We start from the raw sequence: 14,736 nt of genomic DNA, 5'->3' as shown, positions 1-14,736 counted from the left end.
AGACGGCTCCCCTCTATTATCCGTATGGGACGGAAGCTCTCCGCAAATGCGGAGAAGTCCCCTTTGCCCACCGGTTCTTATTGTCCAGTGATCAATACGCGTGATAAAACCCGGTGTCCAGCCGAACGACCTGACCCGTCTTGGATGACTCCACCGCCGCCCCTACCATAGAGAAGCTGATCAGATTATCGGCAATGACTGTGGCCGGATTGCGCCCCGCCCGAACCGCCTGGACGAACTCATCCACCGTATAGTCCACATTGGTGTACTGCTGCGAAGGAAGCTCCAACGGATGTCTCTCCCCGTCTTCCGTCACGTGATACGGCACGCCGTCCGCAAACTCCAGCGCCCCGAGGCGCCCGACGATGCGGAAGTTCCCCGTCCATGTGGTATCTTTGCCTTTATTGCTGCTGCTTGCAAAATAGTTGACATGGGTTCCACCCGAGAACTGGAGAATGGCGGATGCCGACGCATTGCCTCCCCGCTCGTTCCACGACGTGCAGAAGCTCTTGGCAAACAGCGATACCGGCTGTGCGCTCAACAAATATCTCATCAGATCAAAATGATGAATGCTAAGCTCTGTGAGCAGCGGCTCCTCACGGTTTCGCCTCCATTCGGACTGAGGTCCCCGATTTCTCGAACCGTCGCGGTCGAACTGCCACTCCACGACCTCCGCCTTGCCGATGAGACCGGACTCCAGAGCCGTCTTGACAGCCGTCATCTCAGGCGCCCAACGGTAGTTCTGATTGACCGAAACGACTTTGTCGTACGACCGGGCTATATTCACCAGCTGCAAAGCTTCCCGGTAGGTGGATGCCATCGGCTTCTCGACGATGACGTGCATCCCGGCTTCAAGCGCATCGCGCGTCAGCCGGTGACGGGTAGGCGGCGGAGTAATGAGCAGCGCAAGGTCTGCTTTCACTTCGCGGAAAGCGTCCTCGTGGGACAAGTAAGCCGGTATATTCGAATCGCCAAGCAGCTTTTGCGCCTCATCCAGATTGCTTTGCTGCACATCGGCTATCGCCACGATTTCGATCGATTGGACCGATTTAATATTAGACAACCAATATTTTCCAAATCCGCCGACCCCAACCTGTATCACTTTCATGCGTTCCATATGTAAACCTCCTTCAATAATAGGTTTCCGGTACCTTCGACTTAGCCATGTACTTGTTGCCGTTATCATCCGTTGCCTGTACCTTCAGCAGTGCTCTGCGCCTCGTGCATCGTCCCCCGCTTCCTCCGGTCGGGCGGGAGAAGAAAGCCGATAGCGCCGAACAGCGGCATAAAGGAGCAGGCGATGATGATCGTCGTCAAGCTCGTCAAATCGATCATCGCGCCGACGACAACCGTGCCGATGGCCCCCATCCCGAAAGCGAGTCCCGTGATGAGTCCGGACACCGTCCCTACCTTGCCGGGAACGAGCTCCTGCACGTAGACGACGGTTACGGAGAAGCTGCTGTGATTAATGACGCCCAGCAGCAGAAGAAGCGGATAGATCCATATCGGATCCGCATGCGGCAATAACATCGCGAACGGCGCGGCGCCTAACACCGATAGCAGCATGACATGTTTTCGACCGATCCGGTCGGATAACGGACCGCCAAGAAACGTTCCGACGATGCCCGCTCCTGCGTACACGAATAAATACATTTGCGCTTCCGGAATGGACATGCGGAATTGCTCCATCAAGTAAAAGACGAAGTACGTCCCGATGCTCGAGCCGAACAGAGATCTGGCGAACGAAATCAAGATGATGATGACGATGGCTCCGATCACCTTTTTGTGCAGCAGCCCTTCATCCTCCTGCTCCTTCGGTTTCCTGGCTGTCCGCGCCTGATGAATATATTTCTTGTACCAGCCCGCTATCCAGCTCTGCAGAGCTATCCCCAGCACAGCCACCAGAGCAAACCAGGCGGCGCCTCTTTGGCCGAACGGATAAAAAATGAAAGCCGTTATGAGAGGAGCCATGGCGCTTCCGGCGTTCCCGCCGACCTGAAAGACGGATTGGGCCAGTCCGCGCCTTGTCCCCGAGCTTAAATAGACGATCCGCGACCCTTCCGGATGAAAGACGGCCGACGCGATCCCGATAACGACCACCGCTGCCAGCACCGTCCAGTAGCCGGGAGCGAAGGCGAGCCCCAATATGCCAAGCAGAGAAAGCAGCATCCCGGCAGGCAAAATATAGGGCGTCGGCCGTGCATCCGCAAAAGCCCCGATGAACGGCTGTATGACCGATGAGGAGAAATACAGAATAAATGTAATCACGCCTAACTGCGTATACGACAGATGAAGCGAATCCCGAATGATCGGGTACGAAGCCGGAATGACGGCCTGCAGCGCGTCATTGATCAGATGGGCGGCGCTGACCGCTATCAGAATAGGGTAAACCGTTGCATCGGACGGATGGGATGCACTTGACGCGTTTGCCGCCGGCGCCGTTCCCGTTTGTTCCGTAGCCATAATGAGCAATTCTCCTTCCGCAAGGAAGCATCTGTCCTCAATCGATCCGGTTGCCGCGGCCGTCCCGGATATGACCGTTGATCGGCTCCATCGAAGGCACGTTACCGCTGGTTATTGCCGGCGATTCTTTCTGCGGTGCCGTCCAGCGCACCCCGTTCTCTATAATCTTCAGCACGTTCGCATTATAATAGGTCGGATACTCTTCATGTCCCGGCCGGAAATAAAACATCTTGCCTTTCCCCCGCGTGTAGGTAATCCCGCTGCGGAACAGCTCCCCGCCCTCGAACCAGCTCGCAAGTATCAGCTCATCCGGCTCGGGAATGTTCCAGTATTCGCCGTACATTTCCTCCTCCGGCAGCTCGAAGTACTCGCCGATGCCGTCCACAATCGGGTGTCCCGGCTTCAGCACCCAGAGCCGCTCCTTCTCATGCGCTTCCCGCCACTTGTGGCCTCCGGGCGTACCGAGCAGCCGCTTGAACAGCTTGGAGCCGGACGCGGAGTGGAGGAAGATCGTTCCCATTCCAGCCAGTACGCGCTTATACAGCTTATCGACAAGCTCATCCGGCACCTGGTCGTTACGAAGATGCGACCACCAAATCAGCACATCGGTGGACTCTATCGTCTCGTCTGTCAATCCGTGGTCCGGATCGTACAGCGTTGCCGTCCTTACCTCCATATCGGACTGCTTCTCCAGATGGGACGCGATGACACGGTGTATTCCGTCCGGATACACTGCCTTAATGTTGTCCTGATGCTGCTCATGCCAAAATTCATTCCATACGGTAACTCGGATTGTGCCAGCCATGACCAAATCTCCTTTTACGTAATGTTATAGTTGAATGGGCGCCTTGACTTGACTTGCCTACAAGCTTATTGTACGAAGCCGGCGCCCGGTTTTATATACGACGATCCAACGAAAAATGAACCGTTTTCACACTTCCGTTCAGCTGCCATAATCTTCTCTTGCTGCGCCAGCGGGTGATGTAGCAGGTGCTGCGGACGATCTCGTCGAGCAGCATGGCGATATAGGCGCCGATCAGCCCCCAACCGAGTTCCATGCCAAGGAAGAACGTCAACCCTACAGAGACGGTCCACATGGAGGAGATGCCTACCGCGGCAATGAACCGCGTATCCCCAATGGCGCTAAGCGCGCTGATGAACGCGTTGCTGAACATTTTGGCCGGCTGCAGCAGCACGTTCATTAGCAGCACGGTCGTTCCTAGAGCTACGACCTGACGGTCGCCGGTGAAAAATCGCAAAATCGGCCCGCACAGAATTACAAGCAGGATCGTGTTCACTACGACAACGCAGAGCCCGGACCTCAGTGCCTCCCAAGCTCCGCGGTAAGCATCCTCCAACCGTCCGGCGCCGTACTGCTGGGCAATGCGGATTTGCGCCGCCATCGACAACGCCATGCCGCAAAGAAAACAAAACGACTCCAACGTGTTCATATACGTCCGCGTAGTCAATGCTACCGCCCCCATCGTGGCGATCAGGGCAAATATCGTCATTTGCGAGAAGGTCCACGACGCCCCATTGAGCGATGCGGGCCATCCGATACGCAGCATCTCCTTAAGCAGCGGACCCGAGAACAGCCCCGCATCACCCCAGCCGACCGGCTTCGCGAACGAGCGCCGCAGCAAATAAAGCAGCGGCACAATGGCAAGTCCCCTGCTGATGACGGTGGACAGCGCAACACCGTAGAGTCCCCATTCCGGGAAGCCGAGCGCTCCGAAGATGAACAAGTAGTTCAGCACCACATGGACCGCATTCATCCCGAGGGCTACTACCATAGGTCCCTTCGTGTTGCCCGTATTGCGGATGATCGTGCTCAGAGCCAGCATCAACGCCGTCAAGACGGTGCCGCTGCCTACAACCGAGATATACGTGTTCGCCAATGCAAGCAGCTCGGCCGGAATTTGCAGCCATGCCGCAATCCGTCCGGCTCCCATGTACAAAGCGACACTCAGTATCGCGCCGGGAACCAGCGTCAGCTGCACCGCCATGACCGCCGCCGTTCTCGCCTCGTTCTCCCGCTTGGCGCCGATGTGCTGGGCAATGACGATTCCCGCTCCGCTCGTGATGAGCATGAAGAGTACGATCGCAGACATGAAAAATTGATTGCTGATCCCGACGACCGCTACGGCATGATCGGATATCCGGCTCACCATCAGCGTATCCGCTATCCCGATCGCGAATTGCAGAAACATCTCGATCATAATAGGCCACGCCAGCATCCAGAGCGGCTTGTTGTTCCATGGCATACCCTCGTTTGCACCCCGTTTCTCGGCAAGACAAAGCACCTCCGGGACATCGCGTTGAAGCACGGAGGTGCAGCGTATAGTACTGACAGCTTAGCCTTCGTATACTTTCGACCTGCGCAAATAAGGGTGATAGGTCGGATCCAGAATGAGACGCTGCTCCGGAGTCAGCCGCTCCAGCAGCTCCGGCGTGCGGTCATACTTGCGCCACGAAATCATAAGCGGCGAGTACTTGTACAGGAACGATCTTCTCTCCTGCGTCCCCTGCCATGGGAACGTACCGTGAGTCAGCGCCTCGGTGAAGATCAGCACGCTTCCCGCCTTCTGCGGAACGTGAACGGTCGGCCCGATTTCCTCGTAATGCCGGTACTCCGGAGGCAGCGGGAAATTGGCCTTATGGCTGCCCACGATGCAGCAAAAGCCGCCGTCATCAGGACCGATATCCGAAAGCGCGAACGAGTACACCGTTAGACCGCTGAAAACGTTGTCTCCCTGCACATGATAAAACTGGCCCGGATCGAATGGGTTGTTGCCGCCGTGAAGCTGCAGCTGCTTATCCCCTTTGTTATGGATGATCGCATATTCGTGATCAAGCCGGTAATGCTCGCCGAACATCGCATTCAAGTACGGCTTCGTCTTCGGATGGTCGATGAGATTGCGGAAGCCCGGCTCATCCCACAGGAAGAAATCGCGGATCGGTTCACCGGCCTCCTGCTTCTTGTCGATCGCCCGGTTCATCGCCGTCAGCTCTTCCTTGCTAAGTACATCCTCCACCAGCAAATACCCCTGCACATCGAATAAATATTTCTCCTTGGCGTTCATGCGATTCCCTCCATTGGATTCATAGTTTATATAGATAAGGTTCCGTTCATTCAGCCTCAGCCCGCAGATACGCTCAGCGCTTGACGCAGTACTTTCAGCTGGCGGATGAACGGCTCCTCGATCAACCCTTGATGTGAAATCGGCACATCCCATGTGACGACCCCTTCACGCTCGTTAACATGCTTCGTATAACCGATGACGAACTCGTCGGGCAGCTCAGGCTCTCCGTGTCCCCAATCCTTGCCGAGAAAGCTGAGAATATGGTACTGCACTCCCTCGAGCCAGCGTCCCTCGCATACAGGGAAGGCGCGAATCACCTCGCCGCCGAGATAGTCCTCGTGCTCGGTCCGGTGAGTGATCACCGGCACGATCACACCCGGGTTAAAGCAGACGATGCTATCGGGGTTGCCTGCCTTCATCGCAGCGGCGAAGCTGCCGAAGTTCGGCTCATCCGCGTGGCGGTACATCTCATCGGCGAAGTAGCAGCCGTCGATCCACCAGCCGCTCACTTTATTCCCCCAGCGCAAGGACCATTCCGTGATGACGGCCTCCCATTTGCGCTGGAACTCGGCGAGCCGCTTGCCGGTCCGCTGGCGGTTATGGCGTATCCCGGGACCGGTGTAGCCGTTCTCCCATTCCAGCTTCTCCATGGCAACGGGATCGCCGTTCGGCGCCCCGCTCGGCAAATAAACGAGCAGCTTGATCCCTTTCGGAGCCAGCGCCTCGTACAGATCGCTGACCAGATCGCGCCTTGAGCATTTGCTCGGCTCAATCCCCACAATGGAGTCATAGGTCGCGTTAGGCGCGCAGTAATGACCCGTGTTCTGGCCGAGGGTAAGGAAGAAGTATCCCGCGCCTACACTTTCCAGCTGCTTCGCCAATCCCTCTACATCGAAAGCGTCGACGCGTTCGTTCCACTCCTCCGACGTCAGATGGCGCCCTTCCCGGTTGTGCGGCGGAGTCGGCAAATAGTGGCAGAAGACGCCCCACTTCGCATCCTTGAACCAATCGGCATTTAGCTTCGTTTCCATCGTTCTCCCTCCCTTTTTAGCCGTGCGGCAGCTGCCGTGCATATGATTCCTGCCGGTTGCTGCTTCCGTTCTGAGAGCTGTCACTTATGATTCGGACTTCAGACTCTCGGAGAGCGCCTTCAGCTGACGGATGAACGGCTCTTCGATCAATCCTTCATGAGTAATCGGCACATCCCATGTAACGACCCCTTCGCTGCGGTTGACATGCTTCGTATACCCGATAACGAACTCGTCGGGAAACCGGGGGCTGCCTTCACCCCAGGAGGAGCCGAGGTAGCCCAGCGTATGATATTGGGCGCCGTCTACGCAGCGGTCGTGGCGCATAGGAAATACTTTTGATATTTCCCCGGCCGTATAATCGTCGAACTCCGTATGCGAGATGACCGGCACAATAACGCCGGGATTAAAAGCAACGATGCTGTCAGGGTTGCCCGCCTTGAGCGACTTGGCGAAGCTGCCGAAGTTGGGCTCATCGGCGTGGCGGTACATTTCGTCGGCGAAATAACAGCCGTCGATCCACCAGCCGCTCACCTTGGTTCCCCAGCGCAAGGACCATTCCGTGATCACGGCCTCCCACTTGCGCTGAAACTCCGCGAGCCGCTTGCCCTTACGCCGCTGGTCGAGCTTGCGCTGCGGCACCGCAATGCGCGTCCCCTGCTCCGTCGTCACGACGACGGACAGGCTCGCTGCGGCGTCCTTGCGCGGCTTGCCCCATTCCTCCTCGTAGCCCCACTCCCATTCCAGCTTCTCCATCGCGACGCTGTCGGACGCCGGGGCTCCGCTCGGGAGATAGACGAGCAGCTTGATGCCCCGGACGGCCAAAGCATCGGCCAAGTCGGCGATCAAGTCTCTCTGCGAGCACTTGCTAGGACGGATGCCGACGATCGCATCGTAGGTCTCGTTCGGCGCGCAGTAATGGCCCGTATTTTGCCCGATCGTCATGAAGAAATATCGGGCTCCGATATGCTCCAGCTGGGAGGCGAGCCCCTCCACGTCAAAACGGTCTACACGATCGTTCCATTCCTCCGCCGTCAAATGCCGTCCTGCCTGATTGTTTGGGGGAGTAGGCAAGTAATGGCAGAACACACCCCATCTAGCCTCTTTAAACCATTCCACCTGCGGCTTCGTCGTCATGCATGGATCCCTTCCTTTTCATTCTCCGAACGAATGGACGGACGGATTATTTTTTCTTCATCTTCTCGTATTCCTTTTGCGCTTCCTCCATGACCTTGGAGCCGCCGGATTTGTTCCATTCATCCACGAAATCGTTGAACTGCGAAATCGGGCGCTTGCCGGTGACGAAGTCGACAAAGTTCTTGATCGTCAATTGGTCGAGACGGTCTTTATTTTCGTAATAGACCGGCAGCTCCACGGGGCTCAAGATGTCGTATTCCCCTTTGGCCACGCTCTCGGCTTGTTTACGGATCGTCATCAGCTTGCTCTTCGTCATGTACGGAGCCTGCAAATCGTAATCGTTGAAGGACGTGCCGTATTGATCGCCGATGCCGAATTTGATTCGTTCCTCTTCTTTGTCGTAAGGAGGGATATACTCTAAGTCGCCGTCGGCATTGATTTTGTAGGTTTTGCCTTTCTCTCCGTACACGAGCTTTTCGTAAAATTCAGGGTTAAAGGACCGTTCCTCCCAAATTTGAATGTAACGGATCATCTTGTCGGGGTCCTTGGCCATTTGCACGCCGAACTGTACGCCCGAGCTCGGAATCGGATTGCGCTGCGTAATGCCGAGTTTCCCTGCAGGGCCCTTCGGTCCCGAGATGGTGGTCCATTTGGCATTCGGGTTGTTCTCTTTCGTCTTCTCGTAAAAGATGCCGGAATTGAAAGCGTCTCTCGGAATGAATTTATACCAGGCGTCCTGCACCATGCCGATTTTCTCGGAAATGACCTTATCCTCCACATTTTTCTGCTTGTTCAGCACAAATTCCGGGTCTAACAGGTCTTCCTTATACCATTTGTTCAGCAAAGTCAGAGCTTCCTTGGCCCCAGGCTCTACTTCGCCGCGGACGAGCTTGCCTCCCCGCTCGACGAAAGCGCCCGGATACACATCGAACGCCCCGAAGATCGGCGAGAACAGATTCTCAATCGCTTCGCTCTTCACCGTCCAGCCGTACGTGTCCTTTTTACCGTTGCCATCCGGATCGTCGTTTCTGAATTTGCGCAGCATGACCTCCAGTTCATCCAGCGTATCCGGCGCTTTGGCGATGCCCGTCTTCTCCAGCCAATCCTGGCGAATGCCGAGCACCTGCCACGTCGGCCCGAGGCTCCAGACGATCGGCAGCGAGTAGTTTTTGCCGCCTCGGCGCGTATATAAGAACGGGTCGCTGCCCAGATGCTTTTTCAGCCACGCCATATATTTGGGGGCATACTTTTCCAGCATCTCCTGCGGAATTTCGGCTACCGCTCCTTGATCCACGAGCTTGTTGTAAGCCGTAAACGGCATGTCGGCCCACGTATCCGGTATTTCGCCGGAGGCGATTTTGAGCAGAATGGCGTCCTTTCTCGCGTTGGCATCATTGGGGATCGGCAGAATATCGATATCGACGTTGAATTTTTCTTTGATTTGGTTGTTGGCGTATCCGTTCGGCGTCACCTTGTCATAGTTGGCGCTCAGGAAGGTAAGCTTCATTTTCTTATTGGTTGTGCCTGCGTCGGCGGATGGTACAGGGGGCGGACTTTCTGAAGTGCTGCAGCCTATCAAGGCCGTCAGCAATATCGCACTGCTTAGCGAGGCGGCTACCCGTTTTCTTCTCATATACAAGCCTCCTTATAAGCTATCCTTTCATTGCGCCGATCATGATCCCTTTGACAAAATATTTCTGAACGAACGGGTAAATAATCAGCATCGGAATGATCGACATCATGATCATCGTCGCTTGCAGCTGCCGGCCCGAGAAGACGCCGGACTGATCCGTCCGGTACAGCATGGCATTCAGCTCATCCATGTTGTTGTCGACGATAATTTTGCGAAGCACGACCTGCAGCACCTGTTTGTTCGGATCCGATATATAGATCAAGCTGTCGAACCAGGCGTTCCAGTGACCGACCGCCACCCATAAGGCAACGGTTGCCAGCACCGGCGTGGATAACGGAAGGACAATCTTCCAGAAAATAAGAAAATATCCTGCCCCGTCGACCTTCGCGGATTCCTCCAGCCCTTCGGGAATCGATTTGAAAAAATTGCGCATGATGAGCACATTGAAGGCACTGATGGCGCCGGGCAAAATAAGCGCCCACATCGAGTTGTACAGCCCGAGCGATTTGATCAAGATGTAGTTCGGAATCAAGCCGCCCTTGAACAGCATCGTAAACAAGATGAAAGCGGTCAGAAAGGCGTTGAGAGGCAGCCCTTTCTTGGACAGCGGGTAGGCGAACAATGCGGTCAGGGTCAAGCCCAGCGCGACCCCAAGCACCATACGGATGCCGGAGTTGGCGAATCCGGTCCACAGCGACTTATATTTGAAGGCCATGATGTAGCTGTCGAAAGACACCTTCGTTGGCCACAGCTGCACTCCGGTGGAAAAAGCCGCGCTGCCGGGGCTGAGCGAGATGACCACCTGATTCCAAAAAGGGAACAGCGTAATGAACATGATCAAGATAACCGTCACATACAGGAACGTATCGAACAGCCTCTCGGCAACCGGTTTAGCCGTCTTCACCATAGCGTGTGCTCCTTCCCTCCCATCAGGCCGACCACCTTATTCACGACGACAATGAGCACTAAGGCAACGACCGACTTGAAAAGCCCGACCGCCGTAGAGTAGCTGTAATTGGCATCGATAAGTCCTTTCCGGTACACATACGTGTCGATAATGTCCGATACCTCGTACACCTTGGCACTGTACATGTTGAAAATTTGGTCGAAGCCGGCATCGAGCACATGGGCCATCCGCAGCACGAGTAAAATGCAGATGGTCGGAAGCAGCATGGGGATCGTAATGTTCATGATCCGCTGCGTCCGGCTTGCGCCGTCGATAACGGCTGCATCATACATCTCCTGGGAGATGCCGGCGATAGCCGCAAAATAAATGATGGACTCCCAGCCGAAGCTTTGGAAAATGTCGGTAATGACCAGAATGGACCGGAAATACCGCTCGTCAGCCATGAACAGGACAGGCTCCAAACCTGCCAGCTTCAGCAGTCCGTTCACCGCTCCGTCCAGCGAGAATATACTAATGAAAATACCGGAAAGCACGACCCACGATATGAAATGCGGAAGATAGGATACCGTCTGCGCCACTTTTTTGAAATGAATATGACGAATTTCGTTCATCAGCAGCGCGAATAATATCGGCACCGGAAACCCGAACAGCAGCTTATAGAAGCTGATCAGAATCGAGTTGCGAAGCACCGTGTAAAAATAGGGATCCGAGAACGCTTTGTCAAAATGCTTCATCCCGACCCAGGGGCTCGCGCTGATGCCGCCGAGAATTTTGAAATCCTTGAACGCAATCACGGCGCCGAGCATCGGGATATAATGAAAGATGATAAAATAGAGCAAGCCGGGCACCAGCATGCAAAGCAGCGCTTGATGCGCCTTCCACCGCCGCCACCGGGATGCGCGAAGCGGCAAGGCTTCGTGCATCGTCTTGCCGAGCTCCACCGTCGTTTTCACCGCATCGCCTCCTTCAGTATGAGGATCGCAAGCTAGAACCTCCTCCCCCTATTGTTTGCGCTTTCATTTTGCTATCTTTACTATACAGGAACGGAACGCTGGAGGAATTATCAGATTTTTTGGAAACGCATCACGATTTTACGATCCTTACATCCCGGGGCAGCCAAATACGCATACGCGTACCGGTTCCCTCAGTGCTCTCTGCCGTAACTCCGTAAGGCTCGCCGAAGGAAAGACGAATCCGGTCGTGCACATTGTTCAAGCCGTATCCTCTTGCATCCGCTCCGAATAACGACTCCAGCACTTCCCGGCTCATGCCCGGCCCGTTATCCTCTACTATGAACTCGATGCCGTCGTCCTTCAGCTGTCCCGTAATCTGCAGCCTCCCACGGCCCTCCGGCTTTTGGTCGATGCCGTGCTCGATAGCATTTTCCACAATCGGCTGCAGGATGAAGTTCAACGTATGACAGCATTGCAGCCTCTCGTCGATGCGGTATTCCACATCGAAGCCGTGATCGTGCATGATCAGCTGAATTTCCGTGTAGCTCATCGTATTTTCCAGCTCGCTCTTGACCGAGGTTACGGACTCTCCTTTATTGAGCGCCGTCCGGTAAAATTTGGACAAGGTCGTGACGATGTGGCTAATATCTTGAGCGCCGAGATGAAGCGCCTTCCAGTTAATAATGGACAAGCTGTTGTACAAAAAGTGGGGATTGATTTGCGTTTGAAGCACTTTGAGCTCCGCCTCCTTTTGCCGCAGCCGGTTATCGTACACCTCGTTGATGAGCTCCTTGATTTTGCGGAGCATATCGCCGAACCGGACAGCCAGCTCGCCGATCTCGTCCTTCGTCCCTTCCGGCACTGCGACGTCCCAATTCCCGTCCCCTACCGAGCGCATCGTCCGGTTCAGCACTAGAATTTGCCTCAGCAGTGTATTGGAGAAGATACCGATAAGAACCATCAATACGACCAGGCACAGCATAATAATGACGATCGTCGCGCCTACGATCTGCAGCATGCCCGGCGATACCTGAGCAACCGGAGCGTAAAAGTACAGCGTCCAGTGCGACTGCTCCATGCCGCTTCGAATGACAAAATGGTCTGTTCCTTCCAGCGATACGATTCCTTCCTGCAAAGGGGCGTCTGAGGCGAGCCTGGGCGCCAAATCAACACCGGATTCAGGTTTCCTGGAGAAAATAACCTTCCCGGCCGGATCCGCTACGACGATGCCGTAATCCCTTAGATCAGGCGGATTAATGTCTTGAAAAATATCGGCATAATGGAACTTCATGGTCAGCAGCACGAATTTACTATTCGTAAAAAAGAGCGGAAACGGGCGCGTCAACAGAAGCTCGCCCTGCTCATAGTACCATCCGGGGGCATTGGCCTTTAGAGAGCTTTGATACCAGGCCGTCTGCCGTACCCTGTCGTACGATTGAATATATTCGCCGTATTCCGGCAGGTCGTTTTGTGAGTAAACGGTCAGCTGGGCAACTTCTTTATGCAGCGTCATGATCATTTGGAAGAACGGTTCGAGGTCATGACGCAAATCGTAGGCCAAATTGTCGAGATCCTGGTACTTGTTCGCAAAGATGCGCTGAAGTCCCGAGTTGAATACGATCAGATTCGTAACGTTATTGTACTTCCCGATCTTGTAGTTGAACTTGTCCGCCAGCACCCCGGCCGTATCCTTCATCCCTTGCATCGCCTGCCTCTGCAGAAACTGGTTGGACTGGTGATACGAATACACTCCCAGCGCGCTTATCGGAATAAACGTCAGCACGATGTATGTTAGCACAAGCTTCTGCTTCAGACGCAAATGAATGAAATAGGTAAGCAGGCGGCTCATAAGCTCTCCTCCCTGTATTGGGCGGGAGACATGCCGGCATAATTTTTGAACAGGGAGCCGAAATAGGATACGTTCGCATAGCCTACCTCGTGCCCGATATCGACGATCTTCATGTTCGTGCTGCGCAGGTAATGCTTCGCTTTTTCCATCCGGTACTGGGTGACGTATTTCACAAGGCTCAGCCCGGTTTCCTTCTTGAACAAGTAGCTTAAGTAGCTCGGGGACAAATAGACTTGCTCCGCTATGTGCTCCAGGCTGATGTCATGCCGGTAATGCTGATGGATGAAGTCGAGTACAAGGGCTACGTCCTTTCTTCCCGACCGATTGATATTCGGATCGCCAGGCGAGTCTGTTACGGCTCCATGCTCCAGGAAGCGTGCCAGAAGCTCCTTCAGCTCGGCAAGATTGTGGCAATGATAAATATTTTGCGCCACTTCCTGTACCGATTCCTTGGCGTAGCCCGGCAAATGGGTCACCATATGCTTGACCAGTACAGTCGCCACATACTTCACATAAATAGTCGAGTAGGAGGTGCTGTTCTCCAAGATATCGAACAACCGCTCCAGCTCTTCACGGCTGCGTCCCGCCTCCTTCTGCTCCAATGCGGCCTGAATCCTCTCCACCAGTGCATCGACGCCATCCGTCGGTCCGCTTCGCTCCGATCCCGGCGACTCGGTACATAATACAAGCGGCTTTTCCGAGAAAAACTTCGCCTCCAGCAGCTTCTCCATCTCATTGCATTCCGTCTGAAATCCCTGCTCCGAAAGCCTTCCGCTGCTGAAGACAACGTCAAACTCCGTATGAAGGAGCTCACGCAGCTCATCCTGCAGCCGTTGCCCCAGTACAGTCAACTGCTCCATGTTTGTCCCTTCGTGAAGCTCGTTGTGGAACAACAGCAAGCTCTGGTATTCGTTCAAATTGATATAATCGCAGGACAGCGATACCGCCTGCTTCACAATATGCTCGGCATCATCGTTTCGACTGTCGAAGCACTTGGTTCGGCTCTCCAGCAGCAGAAGCCTCGTATAGGGAAACTCCTTCCGCACTGTGCCTACAGCCGGCACGTTCATCATGCCGCGCGTAAGGAGCGGGCCTCCATGCAGCAGCTCGAGCAAATAGTGCCTCCGGCGTTCCTCGCACCGCCCGATTCCCGCTTGCATAACTTGAAGGAACTCCTGGATCTCCACAGGCTTCAAAATATAATCGGCGGCCTGAAGCTGCATCGCCCGCTTGGCGTAATGGAACTCCCCAAAAGCCGACAGAAACATGATTTGCAGCGCGCCGTCCAGCTTCCTTGCTTCTCCGGCCAGCGTCATCCCGTCCATGAACGGCATCTTGATGTCCGTCAGCAGCAGATCGACCGGATGGGTCCGCAAATAGTCAAGCGCTTTCAATCCATTCTCGGCTTCGGCCGTATGAAATGGAAGGCCGTACTGCCGAATGAGCAGCTTGATGCCCTCCCTCTCGATTTTCTCATCGTCTACAATCAGAATATTGTACATACAACCTCCCGCAAGGTATAGAGTACGATTCCATGGTCGGATCGATGAACTATTGTTTCGTGAGCCTATATAATTTATTATAAGTCGGTTTCGTGTCCATGTCTGTAAAATCGTGTAAATGGCACGGCGGATCGTTCGGGCCTTTGTTGACACAAATAAAAAAGAGCTGCAAAAGCAGCCC

Annotated in this window: 12 protein-coding genes; all 12 read right to left on the bottom strand. The window is 54.7% G+C overall.

Annotated features, from left to right (window positions below):
- Positions 1-91: 91 nt before the first annotated feature.
- A complete protein-coding gene (locus tag DVH26_RS12755; protein ID WP_239634061.1) occupies positions 92-1,117 on the bottom strand; it encodes a Gfo/Idh/MocA family protein in 1,026 nt (341 codons plus the stop codon).
- A gap of 65 nt (positions 1,118-1,182) precedes the next feature.
- Positions 1,183-2,463 (bottom strand): MFS transporter, encoded by a 1,281-nt coding sequence (locus tag DVH26_RS12750; protein ID WP_239634060.1) that lies wholly within the window; start codon positions 2,461-2,463, stop codon positions 1,183-1,185.
- Between the two features lie 37 nt (positions 2,464-2,500).
- Complete coding sequence (locus tag DVH26_RS12745) at positions 2,501-3,268, bottom strand: ThuA domain-containing protein (protein WP_239634059.1); 768 nt, start codon at positions 3,266-3,268, stop codon at positions 2,501-2,503.
- A gap of 91 nt (positions 3,269-3,359) precedes the next feature.
- Positions 3,360-4,727, bottom strand: a complete 1,368-nt coding sequence (locus tag DVH26_RS12740) for an MATE family efflux transporter (protein WP_239634058.1) — start codon at positions 4,725-4,727, stop codon at positions 3,360-3,362.
- Between the two features lie 90 nt (positions 4,728-4,817).
- Positions 4,818-5,546: a phytanoyl-CoA dioxygenase family protein gene (locus DVH26_RS12735; RefSeq protein ID WP_239634057.1), complete on the bottom strand. Its 729-nt coding sequence runs from the start codon at positions 5,544-5,546 to the stop codon at positions 4,818-4,820.
- A 56-nt stretch (positions 5,547-5,602) separates the two neighbouring features.
- On the bottom strand, positions 5,603-6,577 hold the full coding sequence (locus DVH26_RS12730) for an alpha-L-fucosidase (RefSeq protein WP_239634056.1): 975 nt from the start codon (positions 6,575-6,577) through the stop codon (positions 5,603-5,605).
- 84 nt (positions 6,578-6,661) lie between these two features.
- The gene (locus DVH26_RS12725; protein WP_239634055.1) at positions 6,662-7,711 is read right to left on the bottom strand and encodes an alpha-amylase family protein; all 1,050 of its coding nucleotides are present in this window, start codon (positions 7,709-7,711) and stop codon (positions 6,662-6,664) included.
- A gap of 46 nt (positions 7,712-7,757) precedes the next feature.
- The gene (locus tag DVH26_RS12720) at positions 7,758-9,344 is read right to left on the bottom strand and encodes a type 2 periplasmic-binding domain-containing protein (protein WP_239634054.1); all 1,587 of its coding nucleotides are present in this window, start codon (positions 9,342-9,344) and stop codon (positions 7,758-7,760) included.
- A 19-nt stretch (positions 9,345-9,363) separates the two neighbouring features.
- Entirely contained in the window at positions 9,364-10,251 is an 888-nt protein-coding gene (locus DVH26_RS12715) for a carbohydrate ABC transporter permease (RefSeq protein WP_239634053.1), read from the bottom strand.
- Positions 10,245-11,204 carry an ABC transporter permease gene (locus DVH26_RS12710; protein WP_239634052.1) on the bottom strand — a complete coding sequence of 320 codons (960 nt, stop codon included), beginning with the start codon at positions 11,202-11,204 and terminating at the stop codon, positions 10,245-10,247. The genes DVH26_RS12715 and DVH26_RS12710 overlap by 7 nt, the downstream gene beginning before the upstream one ends.
- 130 nt (positions 11,205-11,334) lie before the next feature.
- The gene (locus DVH26_RS12705) at positions 11,335-13,053 is read right to left on the bottom strand and encodes a sensor histidine kinase (RefSeq protein WP_239634051.1); all 1,719 of its coding nucleotides are present in this window, start codon (positions 13,051-13,053) and stop codon (positions 11,335-11,337) included.
- Positions 13,050-14,555, bottom strand: coding sequence for a response regulator transcription factor (locus DVH26_RS12700; RefSeq protein WP_239634050.1), 1,506 nt, complete (start codon positions 14,553-14,555; stop codon positions 13,050-13,052). The genes DVH26_RS12705 and DVH26_RS12700 overlap by 4 nt, the downstream gene beginning before the upstream one ends.
- Positions 14,556-14,736 lie beyond the last annotated feature (181 nt).

This window comes from Paenibacillus sp. H1-7, assembly GCF_022354825.1.
GTDB lineage: Bacteria > Bacillota > Bacilli > Paenibacillales > NBRC-103111 > Paenibacillus_S.
This window is presented reverse-complemented; position numbering and strand designations above follow the sequence as displayed.

What these genes read in the sequence shown, in the direction of transcription:
- DVH26_RS12745 (WP_239634059.1), bottom strand. Translation starts at nt 3,268, where the DNA reads ATGGCTGGCACAATCCGAGTTACCGTATGGAATGAATTTTGGCATGAG.
- DVH26_RS12740 (WP_239634058.1), bottom strand. Translation starts at nt 4,727, where the DNA reads ATGCCATGGAACAACAAGCCGCTCTGGATGCTGGCGTGGCCTATTATG.
- DVH26_RS12735 (WP_239634057.1), bottom strand. Translation starts at nt 5,546, where the DNA reads ATGAACGCCAAGGAGAAATATTTATTCGATGTGCAGGGGTATTTGCTG.
- DVH26_RS12700 (WP_239634050.1), bottom strand. Translation starts at nt 14,555, where the DNA reads ATGTACAATATTCTGATTGTAGACGATGAGAAAATCGAGAGGGAGGGC.
- DVH26_RS12730 (WP_239634056.1), bottom strand. Translation starts at nt 6,577, where the DNA reads ATGGAAACGAAGCTAAATGCCGATTGGTTCAAGGATGCGAAGTGGGGC.
- DVH26_RS12720 (WP_239634054.1), bottom strand. Translation starts at nt 9,344, where the DNA reads ATGAGAAGAAAACGGGTAGCCGCCTCGCTAAGCAGTGCGATATTGCTG.
- DVH26_RS12715 (WP_239634053.1), bottom strand. Translation starts at nt 10,251, where the DNA reads ATGGTGAAGACGGCTAAACCGGTTGCCGAGAGGCTGTTCGATACGTTC.
- DVH26_RS12725 (WP_239634055.1), bottom strand. Translation starts at nt 7,711, where the DNA reads ATGACGACGAAGCCGCAGGTGGAATGGTTTAAAGAGGCTAGATGGGGT.
- DVH26_RS12755 (WP_239634061.1), bottom strand. Translation starts at nt 1,117, where the DNA reads ATGGAACGCATGAAAGTGATACAGGTTGGGGTCGGCGGATTTGGAAAA.
- DVH26_RS12705 (WP_239634051.1), bottom strand. Translation starts at nt 13,053, where the DNA reads ATGAGCCGCCTGCTTACCTATTTCATTCATTTGCGTCTGAAGCAGAAG.
- DVH26_RS12750 (WP_239634060.1), bottom strand. Translation starts at nt 2,463, where the DNA reads ATGGCTACGGAACAAACGGGAACGGCGCCGGCGGCAAACGCGTCAAGT.